Raw genomic sequence first — 15,882 nt, forward strand, 5'->3', positions numbered from 1 at the left:
CCTAATTTCAGCCTTAAACTTATTCTTCAGCATATTTACAATTTTGCCCATAACATTTTCTGCTTCTTTTGCTTCTAATGTTTTGTGCGAAGAACAAAAAAATATATGAAGCGCTAAAGATTTTTTTCCTGTTGGCACACCTTTACCTTCATAAGCGTCAAAAAAATCCACATCTCGTATAAGCGCATCTTGCGAATAAATCGCTTGTTTTATTTCTTCATATTCCTGTTTTTTATCCACAATAAAAGCAACATCACGCAAAATACCCGGAAACTCAGGTAATGACTCATATGGTTTATGAGATTTTAGATGTTCTAAAAGTCTTCCGAAATCCAAATCAAAGACAGCAACCCTTGTCTCTACTCCGACTTTTAAAAGAACTGCCGGATGGAGTTCGCCAAAACATCCCAGATTTTCTTTTCCTACCAAAACAACAAAACTTCTTGTAGGATGATAATTTTTATTTTCACAATCTCCAAAAGTATAACTAACTCCGTATTTTTTTAATAATGCCGACAAAAATCCTTTTATTTTATAAAATAATTGCCCTTCTGGAGAATTTCCCCAGACCGCTCCGGCGAAACGTATCTCTTCTTTTGGCAGTTCGCCTTTGCCTGATTTTTTATAAACCCTGCCCAACTCAAATATTTCTCCTTCGCTAGACCTGTTTTCATTTTCACGCGAGATACCCACAAGAGATGGTAAAATCGAAGGTCTCATATATGCCAAATCTTCGGAAAGCGGATTAGCAATTTTCACCGCATCCTTTAGATTGAAAGTATCTAGCGCCTTCTTACTTACCATGGTATATGGCATTACTTCAAAAAATCCGGCTGACACTGCAAATTGTTTTATTTTTTTCTCCCAAACAAAACTCTTATCCAATACCTCGTCCGGCAACTCTCCTTTTGGAAGAGTGTTCGGCAAATTATGATAACCAAATATGCGAGCAATTTCTTCTATCAAATCTTCTTCTATTTCTATATCACATTCGCGCCAATACGGAGCTTTGGCTTTTATCCTTTTACCATCTGTTTTAACGAAAAATCCCAATCGAGATAAAATATCAGCCATTTCTGCAATTTTTATATCTGCGCCAATAATTTTTTTGGCTCGTTCCGTATCCAAAGTTATTTCTTTTGGAGAAAATTTTTTACTGCGCAAATCAAATACTTCGCTTACAATTTTTCCACCGGCTATTTCTTTTATCAATTCTGCTGCGCGGTATAGAGCATTTGTCGTCGCTTCGGTAGAAAGTCCTTTTTCGAAAAGATTTGACGATTCGCTCCGAAGTCCAAGTCCGCGCGAAGTTTTTCGCACTGTTACAGGATTAAACGTTGCAGCTTCTAAAACAATAGTTTTGGTTTCTTCGCTCACACCAGAAGATTCTCCACCCATAACACCGGCAACTGCTGAAGGATTTTTACCATCAGCTATCACAAGATTATCTTCTCCTAACTTATACTCTTCTCCGTCCAATGCTTTTATTTTTTCGCCTTTTTTAGCGCAACGAATTATTATTTTTTTATCCAAAAGTTTATCATAATCAAAAGCATGTAAAGGTTGACCCATTTCCCATAAAATCAGATTTGTAATATCTACTATATTATTAATGGACCGCGAGCCTACGGTCATTAACTTCTGTTTTAACCACCAGGGCGATTCTTTCACCTCTACGCCCTCAATAACAACTGCTTGATAACGATAGCAAAGCTCTGGCTCTTTATTCTCCACTTTCAATATGTTACCCTTCTTCCCGTTTATTGAAGTTATTTTTGGGAATTCAAACGGTGCTTTCAATATTGTTCCTGCTTCACGAGCTACTCCCAAAATACAAAGCTCATCAGGCCGGTTAGTTGTTACCTCAATATCAAAAATAGTATCTTGCAAATTAAGAGCTTTTGCCAACAATGTCCCTGATTTTGCAGAAATAGCTGACAAGTCCAAAATTTCATGGCTGTCTTTTTGTTCAAACTGCCAATCAAGGCCAATTTCCGACGCAGCGCAAATCATTCCTCCGCTTTTTACTCCGCGAATTTCTGTCGTCTTTAGTTCTACAAGTTCTCCCTCGCCATGCCAACGGACTTTTGCGCCTTCCAATGCTACAGCAACCTTCATTCCCACTTCTAAGTTTGACCCGCCACAAACAATCTCTACTTTTTTTCCAATATCAGTTAAAACTAATTTTAATTTATCGGCATTAGGATGTTTTTTTATTTCCAAAATTTTTCCTAATACAATTTTATCCCAAGTCTCTCCTTGTGGATAAATGCGTTCAACTCCCACTCCGCACAAAGAAACGCAGGACGCAAACTCTTCCGGCTTTAATCCGGTTTTTAAATACTCTTTTAGCCAATTATAAGAAACTAAAATGTTCATTTTATTAATTCTAATAATTTTTTGAAATCTTCCGGTTTCCAACCCGGATAAAATTCTTTTCCTATTCCGGATGAATCACGTCCTTGCGAAAGACTTTCCAAATCATCTTCCGTACTTTCAAAATATTTTGGATCTACTTCTTTTTTCGTGCGCATCAATCCTACTTTTTCTTGTATTTCATCTTCAGTCGGACGACCCTTTTCTGCAATTTTGTCTTTTTCTATGATTACAGTGTCTTCTTCTTTCCGTTCCAGTAATTTTTTATTTGTTGTCTTTATTTCTCCTGATACTTCGGACGTTTGTCCTGAGTATATTATTGGTTTCTCTTTCATATTTTTTCTCCTAATTAGTTATATAAATTTTAAAAATTAAAATTGTTTTAAAAATCTTAAATCATTTTTATAAAGCAAACGGATGTCGTCTATTTTCATCCCCTCTTTCATCATAAATGTCCGCTCAACACCCCAACCAAATGCAAACCCATTATATATTTTTGGATCAATTCCGCCAGCTTTCAATACATTGGGATGAATCATTCCCGCACCACCAAGTTCAAGCCAGCCTTCTTTGCAAAGTCGGCATTTTAAGCCGTCTTCCAATTTTCCTATTCCTCCACAAACATCACAACTCACATCAATCTCAAACGACGGTTCGGTAAAACGAAAATGAAACGGGCGAAGACGTGTACGCCTACCCTCCCCAAAAAAACTTTTGGCAAAATAATCGAGCACGCCTTTTAAGTTGGCGATACTTACATCCTTATCAATAAAAAGCCCTTCAAACTGATGAAAAACGGGCGTATGTGATACATCGGACTGCCTGCGATATGTCTTTGAAATATTCATCATTCTAATTGGCAATTTTCCACTTTCCATTTCGCGAACCTGTCCGCTTGATGTGTGTGGCGTCAAGACAATCTTTCCTTTTTTTCCAACAGGTAAATCAATAAAAAATGTTTCCCATTCATCTCGCGCCGGATGCGATGCCGGCATATTTAGAGCTTCAAATGCATACCAATCCCATTCTATCTCCGGATATTTACGCCTTACAAATCCAAGACGTGTAAAAATAGAAACGATTTCTTCTATTGCCTGGCTTGTTATATGCAAATGCCCAACTCTTGGCTTTTCACCTGGCAACGTTCTATCAATCCATTCTTCTTTAGCAAAATTTCCAAGCCGTTCTGATTGCAGTTCTACTTGTCTTGTTTTTATAGCTTCTTGTATTTCTGTTTTTATCTCATTCGCCAAACGTCCTATATTTTTTTTATTTTCTGTAGAAAGCTTTGGCAATTCCTTAACTAAAAAAGTATATTTTCCTTTTCTTCCAAAATAATTAACTTCAAAATCCTGCAAAGCTTCTGCATTTTTTGCTTTTTCCAAATCCGCCATAGCGGATTTTTTTAATTGTTGAAGCTTGTCTTTCATAAATAGTATTCCTCGACTTGCTCCGCTCGCTTATGATAGTAGCGGGCGATTGATTGCTGTAATTTTTACAACTTATATTTTATTTCTTTTTTCTTGAGTCCATTTGCATCTGCATGCTGACAACTGTTAGCTTATTATTTATCATTGCCAAAAATTTTTTCCTTGTGCCTTCGTCGCTAATTAATTCTCGCGAAGATATGCGTATTTCATTCGCTAAACGATCTATTTTTGCCATCAATCCTTTTGATTCTCCCTTTTCTTCATACTCTCTACGCAAACCAACCATTTCTAAATAAAAATCTCTATCTTCTGGCGTAAGTTTATCAAAATCCAAATTCTTCAAATGCGTATCATCTTTATCCTGATCTTCTATTTCTGTGTCAAAACGCGCGCTATCCAAATCCGGTTCGTCAACCCCCGTCCCTTGCATATCATCATCCAAACTCCCCTTTGGATGCTCTTCGTCAGTCATCTCTTCAATATCCTCTCCTGTTAATTCTATTACCTCCTCTGGCATTAATTTTTTTTCCATATGGTTTTTATTTAATTTTAACTAAATACTAATTGTCGCTATATGCTAATGAATTATACTCTGCCATAAATCCACAAACTTCGAACCAAATTTAACAAAATCTCTATATGTTATGACTATCAATAATATCATCAGTAATGCAAAACCGGAATTATGAATAATATTTTCTATTTTTTGACTGACTGGTTTGCCTCGCAATTTTTCTACGGCTAAGAATAGAAGCCGACCGCCATCAAGCGCAGGAAAAGGAAAAATATTCAAAATTGCCAAGTTAATTGATAATAAAGCCGTAAATTGCAAAATATAGATAAATCCGAGCTTAGCAACACGCGCCGTAATAACGGCAATGCCGACAGGCCCTGATATTTCTTCTGCTCCGCCTCGGCCAATAATTAAATTTTTAAGAAGAATGATAAATGCAATCGCAATTTCCTTAAAATAATAAAGAGCCTCAACTATACCTTTCCATATTGCTATATGCCACGGATAAGAAACAATAGCGGTTTCAACAAGCCCAACGCCAACTCCACCCCTGCCTGTTTCTTGCAAAATTTGTGGAATAATAGTTTTTTCAAATTGTTGGTCGCCTCTTTTTATTGTATAAACAACACCTTCTCCCACATTTTGTGTTAAATAATCTTGTATACTGCTAAATACAATTTCTTTTCCATCAATCAACAAAATCTCATCGCCTGTTTTCAGCCCGGCGTGCTCTGCCTCCGAACCGGACGAAACGCTTACAATCTGAACATTTTTTTCACTTATAATTGCTGACTTAGAGATAGTGCTGTCTAGCGCTTGCGGAAGACCAATCATATAACCCGCTCCCAACAAAAACATTGCTAAAATAATATTCATTACTACACCTGCTACCAATATTACCGCTTTTTTCCAAATTTTTAATCCGGCAAAACTATCAGAATCATTTTTATCGCTCCCATCTTCTCCTTTTATTTTTACGAATCCGCCGAGCGGTATCCAATTTAAAGAATAAATAGTGTTGTCGGCTTTTGGTGTTTTTCTAAAACAAATTTTCCAATTTTTATTTTTTTTATAAATACCTATCATTCTCGGCGGAAAACCAAAACCAAATTCTTCCGCTTTTGCCCCTAATTTCTTAGCACAAATAAAATGCCCAAATTCATGGACAAAGACAATTAATCCTAAAACAATTAAAAATATCAAAAGTGTTATTAACATATAAATCTATATTATCATAAATATATTATGCTTTCAAATATAGAGCTTTATTCCATCCGTTCAACATTGCCAATTAAAAAGAGACCTTTATTGTAGGCCTCATAAACTATAATTATTCGCTAAAAGCGAACTCTGCAACTTCCTCAATTCTGCTTAAAGTTTTGATATTGAGATTTTGGCGGACTCTTTCTGGAATATCAACCAAATCTTTTTCATTCCACTTGGGAATAATAACTTGAGTATATCCGGAGCGATAAGCCGCCAGAACCTTTTGCTTGATTCCGCCAACAGGCAGAAGCTGTCCACGTAAATTGATTTCGCCGGTAAGTGCCAAATCGTCACGTACCTTCTTATCAAGAATAATGGACAATAAACAAAGAGTGATTGCTGTTCCGGCAGAAGGCCCTTCTTTGCCAATACCATATTCATCACAGCTGACATGAAAATCATACTTATCAAGGTATTCTGGATCCATTCCTTGAGACTCCAGATATGCAGTTGTAGCACACTTAAAAGCTGTCGTAGCAGCAACTCGGACCGACTCGGTCATTACTTTTCCGAGCTTCCCTGTAATCATAAGTCTACTGCCCGCACCTTTGTGCAAAATCGGTAGTCTCAGTGCCTCTATTGTCAAAGTTGTCCCACCATAAGGTGTCCAGGCAAGACCGGTCACAACCCCGGGACCATCAACATGAATTCTGTCTGTAACCTCAAATATTTCTGGACCAAGAATAATTGACAGTTCTTCCGCCTGAATGACTTTTTCAAACGATTTGCCTTGAGCAATAAGAACAGCTCGATTTCGCAAAACATCGGCAAGCGTTCTTTCTAGCTCGCGAACACCTGCTTCACGGATATATTGCCTAATAATCTTCTTGACTGCCGCTTCAGAAAATTCAACTCCATAATCTTCAAGTCCATGCTCTTTTATTTGCTTTGGAATAAGGTGGCGCTCTGCAATATGAAACTTCTCACTGCCGATATAACCGTCAAAATTCAAAAATTCAAGTCTATCGCGCAAAGTAGCAGGAATTCTATCCCTATAATTTGATGTGCAAATGAAAATTACATTAGACAAGTCAATAGGGATCTCTGGTCCAAAATAATTGTCAAAAAAAGCATAATTTTGTTCCGGATCCAAAACTTCCAAAAGCGCAGAAGCCGGATCGCCCTTGTTATTATCTTGCGTCAGCTTATCAATCTCATCTAAGTCAAAAACTGGATTATTAACGCCAGCCTCAATCATTGCCTTTACAATCCGTCCGGCCATTGTGCCAACATAAGTTCGACGATGCCCACGGATTGCCGCTTCATCACGAATTCCACCCAAACTAATTCTGACAAACTTTCTGCCAATCGCTTCAGCAATGCCCTTGGCAATTGATGTCTTGCCTGTTCCCGGAGGTCCGTCAAAACAGAGAATCATTCCACGCTTTTTAGGATTAAGCTTAAAAATTGCCAAAAATTCGATAACTCGCCGCTTGAGCTTTTCCAAACCATAATGATCTCTATCTAAAATTTCCTTTGCCAATTTTAGATCAATAATATCTTCTGTCTTTTTATTCCAAGGATAATCACAAAGCATAATGATATAATCACGCGAAACGTTAGCCTCCATCATACCCTTCGGCATTTGACTATAACGTTCAAGTTCGCGCTGGGCAACTTTCTCTACCCCAATAGGCATATCAGCCAGTTCAATGCGCCGGGCAAGTTCTTCCGTATCATCCTCTTCATCTGCACCGGTCGTTTTCCTCAATTCATCCAAAACCTGCCTTTTTTTCTGCATTAAATGATACTGTCGTTGGCTTTCAATAATACTGTCTTTAACTTTGCCGTCAATTTTTTCATCTACTTCTAATTCAACGAGAGTATTAGAAAAACACTCGTATATCTTTTCAAGAAGCTTGAGCGCACTAAATTCATTGAATAGTTCTCGCTGTTCTTTTGAACTCAAAATATTTGACTTCACAAGCTCATAAATCATAATGTCTACCATAGTATGGACGTTACTCGCTTGGCTGACTTCTTTGATAATTTGATTTTCTATTTTTCCTAATCTTACAAGCTTTTCCAAGATTTCCTTACAGTCACGAAGTAGCCGTCCCACCAAAAGCGAATCAACACCATACAAATTGTAATACTCTACGTTTACAAAAAAAGGCGCGACTGAACTGGTGAAGCTTTTAATATGTACCTTTCTTTCTGTAATAAAAGCGCACTGATATTTTGACCCTTCTTTTTTACACGACATAAGCTTGACTTTTACGCCCAATCCATCAAAGGTTTCCAAATTTTTAGTAGGATCTTTTTCATCATAAGTCGGAATTAAGACAAACCTTGTATGAAAATCGCTTAATACATTGTTATTTCCCAAGTCTAAGCCACTTTTTAATACTGCCTTAAAAGTCGCAATATTCACATTGGTTTCAAAAAATATTGCTCTTTGCAATTGATCCACAGGAATAAAATTGGCATTAATAAAAACAGCAGGGAAAACAGACTTTTGCTTCGTCATTTTTCACCTCTTCCATTTTCAAAGAGCGGGGCGTTCCTACTTATATATAAACATATTTTAGCTAAATATGCAAGATAGTTTCTATGATATAATAGAAATAAACGAAATGGCGGACAAATACTCTAAAAATAAGCGTTTTTAGCCCTATGGATCGTAATTACTTAAAAAGCAATCACATACTAAAAATAGACCTGAATATTTCAAAAAATGCCAGGCTTTTCGTGAATGCTCTTTTAGAGAGCTCAAATGAATTTGATCGGCAAAGATTTGGCGAAGCGCTTTTAGATGAGTTGTCCGATTTGGCAAAAATTGATATTGTAGAGCTAAAAATTTCTAACACCAAGCAATACCACAAACGTTACCAAAATAAAATAGTATCCAAACAATATGGATACTACAAACCAAATGCTAATTATATATTTATATATAACCGCACGGCCGTACAAGGAAAAAACTTGGCGCCAAAAACATTTTTAGATACCCTTCTCCATGAATGGCTACATCATTATGATTTCAAAAAATTGGGATTAAACTCAATCCACAGCTCGGGATTTTATAAGCGCCTCGGTCATCTCAAAGAAATGCTAGGGATATAATAATTAGATTTATATTATTATCTTAAACTGCTGGGTTGAAATCTTATTCTCATTCATATCCTCTAATAGTCCTCTGATTATATATTCTCCTTTTTCTAAATAAAACTTATCAAAACTCCGACGAATATCGTCATAACCCCTTGCAGTCACTTTAAAACTTCTATAAAAAGTATTATTTATAAAAATCTTTAACACACCCTGAAACTCACTGCATTGCGGATCACGACGACTAATATGCGCTAAAATACTAGTCTCACCATTTTCAGTCTGGCTATAAAAATGCTCAATCCAAATATTATATTTTTTCTCTTCTGCCGTAAGGCTTTCAAGCTCCTTTTTTTCCGAATTTTCTTTTGCTTCTTCAATTTTATCATCAACCAAGATTGCAGTTTGTTCTATTTTTAAAGTTAATTTTTCATTTGCTTCATCATCCAAATTTTCTATTATTTTTCTTACTTCATCCTTACTTTCTTCTAATTTGCTTTCAATAATAGACTGAACCGCCTTTGGAGCATTTGCATATGTATCTGCCAAAATCTCTTGCTTTTTTAAAATTGCATCACCCAAATCCTCAGTCAACTTTGCTGTGTCCCCGCCCTCGCTTTTTAGACTATTTATAAAATTCATCGCATCATAAGAATAGTCATCCCCGGCCTTTAAAGCCTTTTCCACTAAAGCCATATCTCCTTTTTCAAGCAAAGTTCCGGCTTCGCTTATTTTCTCTCCAATCAACTTTGTCAATTTTTCTACTTTTTCACTTTTTTCCTTAGTTCCCCAAATATCTATTTTTTCAACTAAAGTATCAAAAAAATATAATGGACTGTCCGGCGTTATGCCAGCATTACTTGCAATTGTCTTTCCGCCATAATATGTTACCGAAGCAACTGTTATAATTAAGGCTGCGATTAATAATCGAAACATAGCTATGCTAATTAATCATAAATAATAGTTTTATACTCCTCAATCAGTTTTTCCACTATTTTTTTCCAATTATATTTTTCTTCTGCAAATTGACGAGCTTTTCCTCCCATTCTTTTTCTTAAATTTTCATCAAAAATAATTTTACGAATTTTTTCTGCCAAATCTTTTGCATCCCCAGGCTCTGCCAAAAATCCATTTTCTCCATCATTTATAATGGTTCTTACTCCAGAAAGGTTTGATGCGATAAGTGAGATTCCAGAAGCTCCTGCTTCCAAAAGAACAATGCCAAAAGCCTCTGCCCTATCTATTGACGGCAGAACAAAAACGTCGGCTAAGCGATAATAATCCGGAAGCTCTGCATCTACAACTCCGCCAGTAAAAATAACTTTTTGCGCAATACCCAAGCCCTCTGCCATATTTTGATAATCCTGCTTGAGATCTCCTTCACCAACTATAATTAATCTTATATTTTCGTTATTAATTTCTTTTATTGATTTTAATAAAATCGCAAGACCCTTAAAGTTGTGTGGTTTATCCAGACCTCCGACAAAAAGAATGACTTTATCATTATTATCAATATAGTATTTTTTCAAAAGATCTTCATTTTTTTCTTTTGGAAAAAACTTTTGAGTATCAACTCCAAATGGCAATTCAAAAAATTTTTCTCTTTTACTATGAAAATATTTTTTTATGTCAGAACTTTCTACATAATCAAACGAAGAAACAATTATTTTATTCGCGCGCTTGAGGAGTAAAGGGATAATAAATTTTTTATATAGCTGAAAAATAACCCCTCTATATCCATTACTCACCAAGTCCATATGATAAGTCAAAACCAATTTTTTCTTAGGATGAAAAATAGAATAAAACCAAACCGGAAAACTCGCGCCTAAGAATGGTAAATGGAGATGAATAATATCAAAATCTTTCAATTCAAAAATTATCTTCGGGATCAATGCGGCATTGCCAATGCTTAAGACGGAATTTATCCTCTTTACTTTAAAATCCTCATTAAAATCAGGACTGATATTACTGTAATTGGGCGTAAAAATAGTTATGCGAGCACCTCCCTTTGCCAGCTCACGTGAAAAACCATAAACAGAGTTCCCTATGCCTCCTCTATACGGCGGAAATGTGCAAACGATTTGAGCAATTTTCATATTTTTTATTATAATATTCTTCGAACCATTCTCCAATATAGAGCAAATATCGGATTAGCGATTTTATTTAAAATCCAATTATCCACATCCTGAAATAAAATTTTTCCGACAAAGTATTGGGCAATTTCTTTGTCTGTTGTTTTCCGTAATTTTTGTGTTTGCCTTCTTTTGGCGCAAATTTTTCTCCAATTATTTGGATACAAAAAATATTCATAAACACGAAGTTTCTCCCGCCAAAAACCGGAAAATAATGAAAAGAAAAATAATCCTACCTCCATAACAATAAACGCCGGAAAAATTAGAATCAATGTCCAAGCGTTATAATTTTTCAAAACCGTTAGATAACGGTTCCTCTCCATAAAATAATACTTTTTTATTGATTTTGAAAACTCATATTTATGATAAATAGTTGATTCGGGCGCCAAAATATTTTTATATCCTGCCAAGCTTAAGCGCCAGCCCAAATCAGTATCTTCGTGATACATAAAAAACTCTTCATCAAAATACCCAACTTTTTTCAGCGCTTTCATATTAAAAAGTGTTCCCGCTCCACTTGCATAAGCAATATTTAATTCTTCCTCGCGCGCGTACCAATCTAATAAATATTTGTCCGCTTTTTCTTTGCTCCATCCATAGCCATAACAATATCCAAAACCAAGATAGTGTATCGCATTTCCCATTGTATTCATAACATTGGGTACAGGAAGTCCTGTGGCATCTTTTGGATATAAATAAATCAACGATTGAACTGAACCTATTTTTTCATCCATTTTTTTAAGCGCATTTTCCAAAAAATCAAAATTTACAGCAGTATCCTGATTTAAAAGATATGCATAGTCAAACCCTCTTTCTTCCAAATATTTAAATCCAACATTATTCCCTTCGGCAAAACCAAGATTTTTATAAGATCGTAAAATAGTCAAATTAGAAAATTGTTTTCCAAACTTTTCTTTTACATAATTCGCGCTCCCATCTGTTGAGGCATTATCAATAAATAGAATCAAAAAATTAGGATATTTAACTCGCGATAAAGAAAAAAACAAGTCGTCAAGATATGGGCGACTATTATAGGAAACAATAATTATACCTATCTTTGGATTCATAATAAACTTTCGTTTGCTATGCTTATTTTATTAAAAGCGCTACTCTTTTTTTGCAAGATTTTCTATTATTTTAGAAATGTCCCTTTCAATCTTTTCCTGCCTCACGAATAACCTGAATATCATATAAAAAACAAAAATAAGCGAACTATAGACCACAAGATCCGCCCCTCTCCCAATACCCAATTTTTCCGCCAGAAGACTTGTAATTTGCGGAAGAAGAACGACTGCGCCAACCACCAACCAAAAAATAATCCAAAATAAAAACTCACGCAGACTTATTTTTCGTTCTTTATACTTTCGAGCCGTCTGCAAAACTATAAGTACAATAATTATTAATATAACGTACTGAATCAGCATAATTATTTAAAAATTAAATCAAATAAGATATGGAAAGCGCCAGAAAGACGCTGACCTTTGCGTTTTGAATAAATCGTATATTTCACGGTAATAGGAAGCTCTTTATAGCTCAATTTTAATCGAGCAATTTCATGAACAATCTCTGACGCATGAGCCATCCTATCCTGACGGATTTTAATTTGTTCCGCTGCTTTGCGGTTCATTATACGAAAACCATTATGTGTATCCGTTAATCTCAGTCCGGTGATAGCGCGAGTAAAAAGAATTGCGGATTTAAGAATTATTTTTTTAAAAAGAGGTATTCTATTCCCAGATAAAAATCTCGAACCTAAAACTACGTCACATTTTCCGTTAATTACCGGGTGGCACAATCTTGAAATTTCTTCTGCTTCAAATTGACCATCGGCGTCGTATGTTACGACAACATCTGCGCCCTGCTTTAGGGCATAATTTATTCCTGTGCGCAGAGCTGCCCCCTGACCTCTATTTAAAATATGACGCAAAACCTTTACACCCGCAATCTCTGCAATTTTGCTTGTCTTGTCTTTTGAACCATCATCAACGACTACTATATCTTTATAAAACTTTTGCACGTCTCTAATCGTATCTGCAATAACAGACGCTTCATTATAAGCCGGAATGATGACAAAAGTTTGCATAGATATTCTAAATTCCAAAAAGTTCTTTATGTGCCAATGTGTAATCAACCGTCTTCTTAAGTCCATCTTCAAGGCGTACTAACGGCAACCACCCTAGCTCTTCTTTTGCTTTTTTAATATCTGGCAAAGCAAGCTCGGTTATAAATGGCAGTTCTTTTTTATAAACTATTTTAGAATTTGAACCAGTCAGCTTCATAATTTTTTCTGCGACGCTTACAAGGCTCATATCGACATCAGAACCAATATTTACCGGGCCTATATTACTTTTTGCATCTATTAATTTTTCCAAAGCATCAACAACATCGGCAACATAAACCATAGAGGTCTTAAATTTTTCATTTCCATATATTTCTAAGTTTTGATTCTGGGTAGCAGAAACAATAAAATCAATTATCATTTCTCCATCAAAAAGGCGTTGGCGAGGACCATAAACACGGAAAAGACGAGCAATCTTATAATCGGTTTTATAAACCTGGTGATATGTTGCTACAATTGTTTCCGCAAAACGCTTTCCTTCATCATAACAAGCGCGAGGAGAAAGATGGTCAACTATGCCTTCGGCATCTTCCAAAACTTTGCCTGCATTTTTTTCTCTTCCGCCATAAACAACCGATGAAGAAACGTGAACAAATTTTGATTTATATTTCAAAACCATCTCCATTATATTTTTCATTCCTTTAGCGTTTGCATCGAGTGTACTTATTTTATATTTTTCAAAATTTTTAGCCGATGTCGGACAGGCAAAATTTAAAATAGCGTATAATCCCTTGACATTAATCTGAAACCTTTGGAGTTCGGTCATTTTTTCTAAATCAAATTCCTGGCTTATGTCATGTTTTATAAACTCAAAATCAGAATTCTGAACCAAATGATTTATATTTTTCTCACTGCCGGTAGAAAAATTATCCAAACAGATAACATTATATTTTTTTAGCAATCGTTCACATAAATGCGAACCAACAAATCCGGCTCCGCCGGCAACAAGCACATTTTTTTTCATAAAAATTATTTTTTTATTAAAAAATTAATTAAATTAACTTATCTTGAAATAATATATGCGTTAAATTTTACTTTACTGTCTTTTCCAAGCGGATATAGAGTTGCTGTACGATTGAAATACTTATCCCAAATGGATATTTCACTGCCCGTTCTAGTCAATATTTCATATTCATTATCATTATCTCTATCTCCGGAAGAAACAAAGTCCGCACCACTAAATCCGGGAGATAATAAACGTCCATTTAATGTATAGGTCTTAACTATTTTACCATTTGTTAAAACTATTTCCGCCCATCCGTCATTATTCATATCTGCGACTGCCATACTTTTATTATATACATAAACAAATTCTCCTAAAAGTTCGCCTTTATTATTTAAAGTTTTTATATTATTTCCGATTGCAACAATTATCTCATCTTTTCCATCTTTGTTCATATCGCCCAAAGCTATTTGCGAAGCTATTCCCGCAATATCTATCTCTTTACCCGCTTCTATTCCATTTTGATTATATACTCTTACTCTCTTTCCATTCCTCGCCTCCACTGTAATTATTTTTGATTTTCCATTACCGTCTAAATCACCAATTGCCACTTTGACACCATTGCGGTTGTTGGTATCATAAGCGAAAAATTGATATTCCAATTCTCCGGATAAATTGAAAATTCGTATATGTGGACCACCGCCTGCGCCTGCGCCGGCTACAATTTCTGTCATTCCATCATTATCAACATCTCCCAATGCCAAATTAACTCCGCCTCTAAAGCTAGGGGCAAAAGCATAAAATTCTTTTTTAACATCCCCTTTTCCGTCTAAAAGCCAAATTTTTGGCTCATCGCCTGGATTAGAACCTAAAACATACTTTACTTCCTGCTCTTTATTTAATTCCATTGAAATCGGCTCATATCCTACAGTCTTTGCCACATTCAGTCTTCCGCTTCCCAAAAGTCCTGCAAAATACGGGTTTGCTCCATCAATATTATCCGTGCTATTTATCAAAACTTCTGTTATCTCTTTATTTGTATAATTTGGATGAATGGCTTTGATTAAAACAGCAGCGCCACTTACTTGTGGAACTGACATTGATGTGCCGTTTAGCTTTCCACCAAAAAATTTATTAAAATCACTATCTTTTGAACTATAAAATAAAGAACTATAGATATCTGTCGCTGGAGCTGACAAGTCTATGCAACTTTTTCCATAATTGGAAAATTCTGCGCGTTTATCGTCTTTATCTACTCCGGCAACTCCCAAAACCCAGTTCTCGCCATTCTCACCGAAACAAACAGGATAAGATTTTATATTATCCAAATTAGTCCCATGATTATTACCGCTTTCATTTCCTGCCGCAGCCACCAATAAAATACCTTGTTGATAAGCTTTTTTTATTGTTTCTTCCAAATCTCTGGAATACCCCAGTCCGACAAAACTCATATTTATAATGTCTGCTCCATTTTTCATAGCATATTCTATAGCTCTTTGCACAATAACCGTATCTGACTCACCCAACTCATCAAAAGCCCGTAAAACCATTATTTTTGCCTTCCAAGCAACACCTGCTCCGGCAAAAGCGTTATTGCCTTCTGCCGCAATTAGACCGGCAACAGCTGTTCCATGATGAATTGCTATTTCTGTATGCCAATTTTCTAATTTTGGTTCTGGCTCATTATCATTTTCTATAAAATCCCAGCCCTTTACGTCATCTATATATCCATTATTATCATCATCTAACCCATTCCCCGAAATTTCATTTGGATTTATCCAGATATTATTTTTCAAATCCGGATGATCCATTTGAACCCCGGAGTCAATAACGGCAACAACTATGTCATTACTTCCTTGTGTTTCTATCCAAGCATCTGGAGCGCCAATTTTTTGTAAATGCCACTGATATTCTACTCCTATATCACTAACTGTTAATCCAGCAAGATAAAATTTTGCAGGAGACTCTTCTGCTTGACAAACGGGCGTAAAAAAACCAAATACAAAAATAAATAAATGGACAAAAACTAATTTTTTTGAAAAATTATGCAT

At 35.6% G+C, this 15,882-nt stretch carries 14 protein-coding genes; 1 reads left to right on the forward strand and 13 read right to left on the reverse strand.

Annotation, left to right across the window (positions count from 1 at the left end):
• The 6 genes from COU51_03845 to lon form a co-directional block, all read right to left on the reverse strand.
• The coding region (locus tag COU51_03845) for a phenylalanine--tRNA ligase subunit beta (GenBank protein ID PIR66385.1) at positions 1 to 2,379 on the reverse strand (2,379 nt) is incomplete at its 3' end.
• On the reverse strand, positions 2,376 to 2,711 hold the full coding sequence (locus COU51_03850; protein ID PIR66386.1) for a hypothetical protein: 336 nt from the start codon (positions 2,709 to 2,711) through the stop codon (positions 2,376 to 2,378). The genes COU51_03850 and COU51_03845, both read right to left, overlap by 4 nt.
• A 36-nt stretch (positions 2,712 to 2,747) precedes the next feature.
• On the reverse strand, positions 2,748 to 3,806 hold the full coding sequence (locus COU51_03855; protein PIR66387.1) for a phenylalanine--tRNA ligase subunit alpha: 1,059 nt from the start codon (positions 3,804 to 3,806) through the stop codon (positions 2,748 to 2,750).
• Between the two features lie 79 nt (positions 3,807 to 3,885).
• Entirely contained in the window at positions 3,886 to 4,338 is a 453-nt protein-coding gene (locus tag COU51_03860) for a hypothetical protein (protein ID PIR66388.1), read from the reverse strand.
• Between the two features lie 45 nt (positions 4,339 to 4,383).
• Positions 4,384 to 5,538 (reverse strand): RIP metalloprotease RseP, encoded by a 1,155-nt coding sequence (rseP, locus tag COU51_03865; protein PIR66389.1) that lies wholly within the window; start codon positions 5,536 to 5,538, stop codon positions 4,384 to 4,386.
• Between the two features lie 112 nt (positions 5,539 to 5,650).
• Positions 5,651 to 8,056 carry an endopeptidase La gene (lon, locus tag COU51_03870; protein ID PIR66390.1) on the reverse strand — a complete coding sequence of 802 codons (2,406 nt, stop codon included), beginning with the start codon at positions 8,054 to 8,056 and terminating at the stop codon, positions 5,651 to 5,653.
• A 146-nt stretch (positions 8,057 to 8,202) separates the two neighbouring features.
• Here lon and COU51_03875 point away from each other — a divergent pair, with 146 nt between their 5' ends.
• Positions 8,203 to 8,652 carry a hypothetical protein gene (locus COU51_03875; GenBank protein ID PIR66391.1) on the forward strand — a complete coding sequence of 150 codons (450 nt, stop codon included), beginning with the start codon at positions 8,203 to 8,205 and terminating at the stop codon, positions 8,650 to 8,652.
• Between the two features lie 9 nt (positions 8,653 to 8,661).
• On the opposite strand, the gene COU51_03880 is transcribed toward COU51_03875, so the two are convergent.
• Genes COU51_03880 through COU51_03910 form a run of 7 tightly spaced genes read right to left on the reverse strand, consistent with a single transcriptional unit; the run spans position 8,662 to position 15,882 of the window.
• Positions 8,662 to 9,573: a hypothetical protein gene (locus COU51_03880; protein ID PIR66392.1), complete on the reverse strand. Its 912-nt coding sequence runs from the start codon at positions 9,571 to 9,573 to the stop codon at positions 8,662 to 8,664.
• Between the two features lie 11 nt (positions 9,574 to 9,584).
• On the reverse strand, positions 9,585 to 10,733 hold the full coding sequence (locus tag COU51_03885; GenBank protein ID PIR66393.1) for a hypothetical protein: 1,149 nt from the start codon (positions 10,731 to 10,733) through the stop codon (positions 9,585 to 9,587).
• Between the two features lie 8 nt (positions 10,734 to 10,741).
• A complete protein-coding gene (locus COU51_03890; protein ID PIR66394.1) occupies positions 10,742 to 11,836 on the reverse strand; it encodes a hypothetical protein in 1,095 nt (364 codons plus the stop codon).
• Positions 11,837 to 11,875: 39 nt separating this feature from the next.
• A complete protein-coding gene (locus COU51_03895) occupies positions 11,876 to 12,193 on the reverse strand; it encodes a hypothetical protein (protein PIR66395.1) in 318 nt (105 codons plus the stop codon).
• Between the two features lie 2 nt (positions 12,194 to 12,195).
• On the reverse strand, positions 12,196 to 12,852 hold the full coding sequence (locus COU51_03900) for a glycosyltransferase family 2 protein (GenBank protein PIR66396.1): 657 nt from the start codon (positions 12,850 to 12,852) through the stop codon (positions 12,196 to 12,198).
• 7 nt (positions 12,853 to 12,859) lie between these two features.
• Positions 12,860 to 13,852 (reverse strand): NAD-dependent dehydratase, encoded by a 993-nt coding sequence (locus tag COU51_03905; GenBank protein ID PIR66397.1) that lies wholly within the window; start codon positions 13,850 to 13,852, stop codon positions 12,860 to 12,862.
• A 38-nt stretch (positions 13,853 to 13,890) separates the two neighbouring features.
• On the reverse strand, positions 13,891 to 15,882 hold the full coding sequence (locus COU51_03910; protein PIR66398.1) for a hypothetical protein: 1,992 nt from the start codon (positions 15,880 to 15,882) through the stop codon (positions 13,891 to 13,893).

It is taken from the genome of Parcubacteria group bacterium CG10_big_fil_rev_8_21_14_0_10_36_14 (assembly GCA_002772895.1).
GTDB lineage: Bacteria > Patescibacteriota > Patescibacteriia.

Bases quoted from the DNA above. Each gene is read 5' to 3' on its own strand.
- rseP (PIR66389.1), bottom strand. From the start codon at position 5,538: ATGTTAATAACACTTTTGATATTTTTAATTGTTTTAGGATTAATTGTC.
- COU51_03860 (PIR66388.1), bottom strand. From the start codon at position 4,338: ATGGAAAAAAAATTAATGCCAGAGGAGGTAATAGAATTAACAGGAGAG.
- COU51_03905 (PIR66397.1), bottom strand. From the start codon at position 13,852: ATGAAAAAAAATGTGCTTGTTGCCGGCGGAGCCGGATTTGTTGGTTCG.
- COU51_03895 (PIR66395.1), bottom strand. From the start codon at position 12,193: ATGCTGATTCAGTACGTTATATTAATAATTATTGTACTTATAGTTTTG.
- COU51_03850 (PIR66386.1), bottom strand. From the start codon at position 2,711: ATGAAAGAGAAACCAATAATATACTCAGGACAAACGTCCGAAGTATCA.
- COU51_03910 (PIR66398.1), bottom strand. From the start codon at position 15,882: ATGCATAATTTTTCAAAAAAATTAGTTTTTGTCCATTTATTTATTTTT.
- lon (PIR66390.1), bottom strand. From the start codon at position 8,056: ATGACGAAGCAAAAGTCTGTTTTCCCTGCTGTTTTTATTAATGCCAAT.
- COU51_03885 (PIR66393.1), bottom strand. From the start codon at position 10,733: ATGAAAATTGCTCAAATCGTTTGCACATTTCCGCCGTATAGAGGAGGC.
- COU51_03880 (PIR66392.1), bottom strand. From the start codon at position 9,573: ATGTTTCGATTATTAATCGCAGCCTTAATTATAACAGTTGCTTCGGTA.
- COU51_03890 (PIR66394.1), bottom strand. From the start codon at position 11,836: ATGAATCCAAAGATAGGTATAATTATTGTTTCCTATAATAGTCGCCCA.
- COU51_03900 (PIR66396.1), bottom strand. From the start codon at position 12,852: ATGCAAACTTTTGTCATCATTCCGGCTTATAATGAAGCGTCTGTTATT.
- COU51_03855 (PIR66387.1), bottom strand. From the start codon at position 3,806: ATGAAAGACAAGCTTCAACAATTAAAAAAATCCGCTATGGCGGATTTG.
- COU51_03875 (PIR66391.1), top strand. From the start codon at position 8,203: ATGGATCGTAATTACTTAAAAAGCAATCACATACTAAAAATAGACCTG.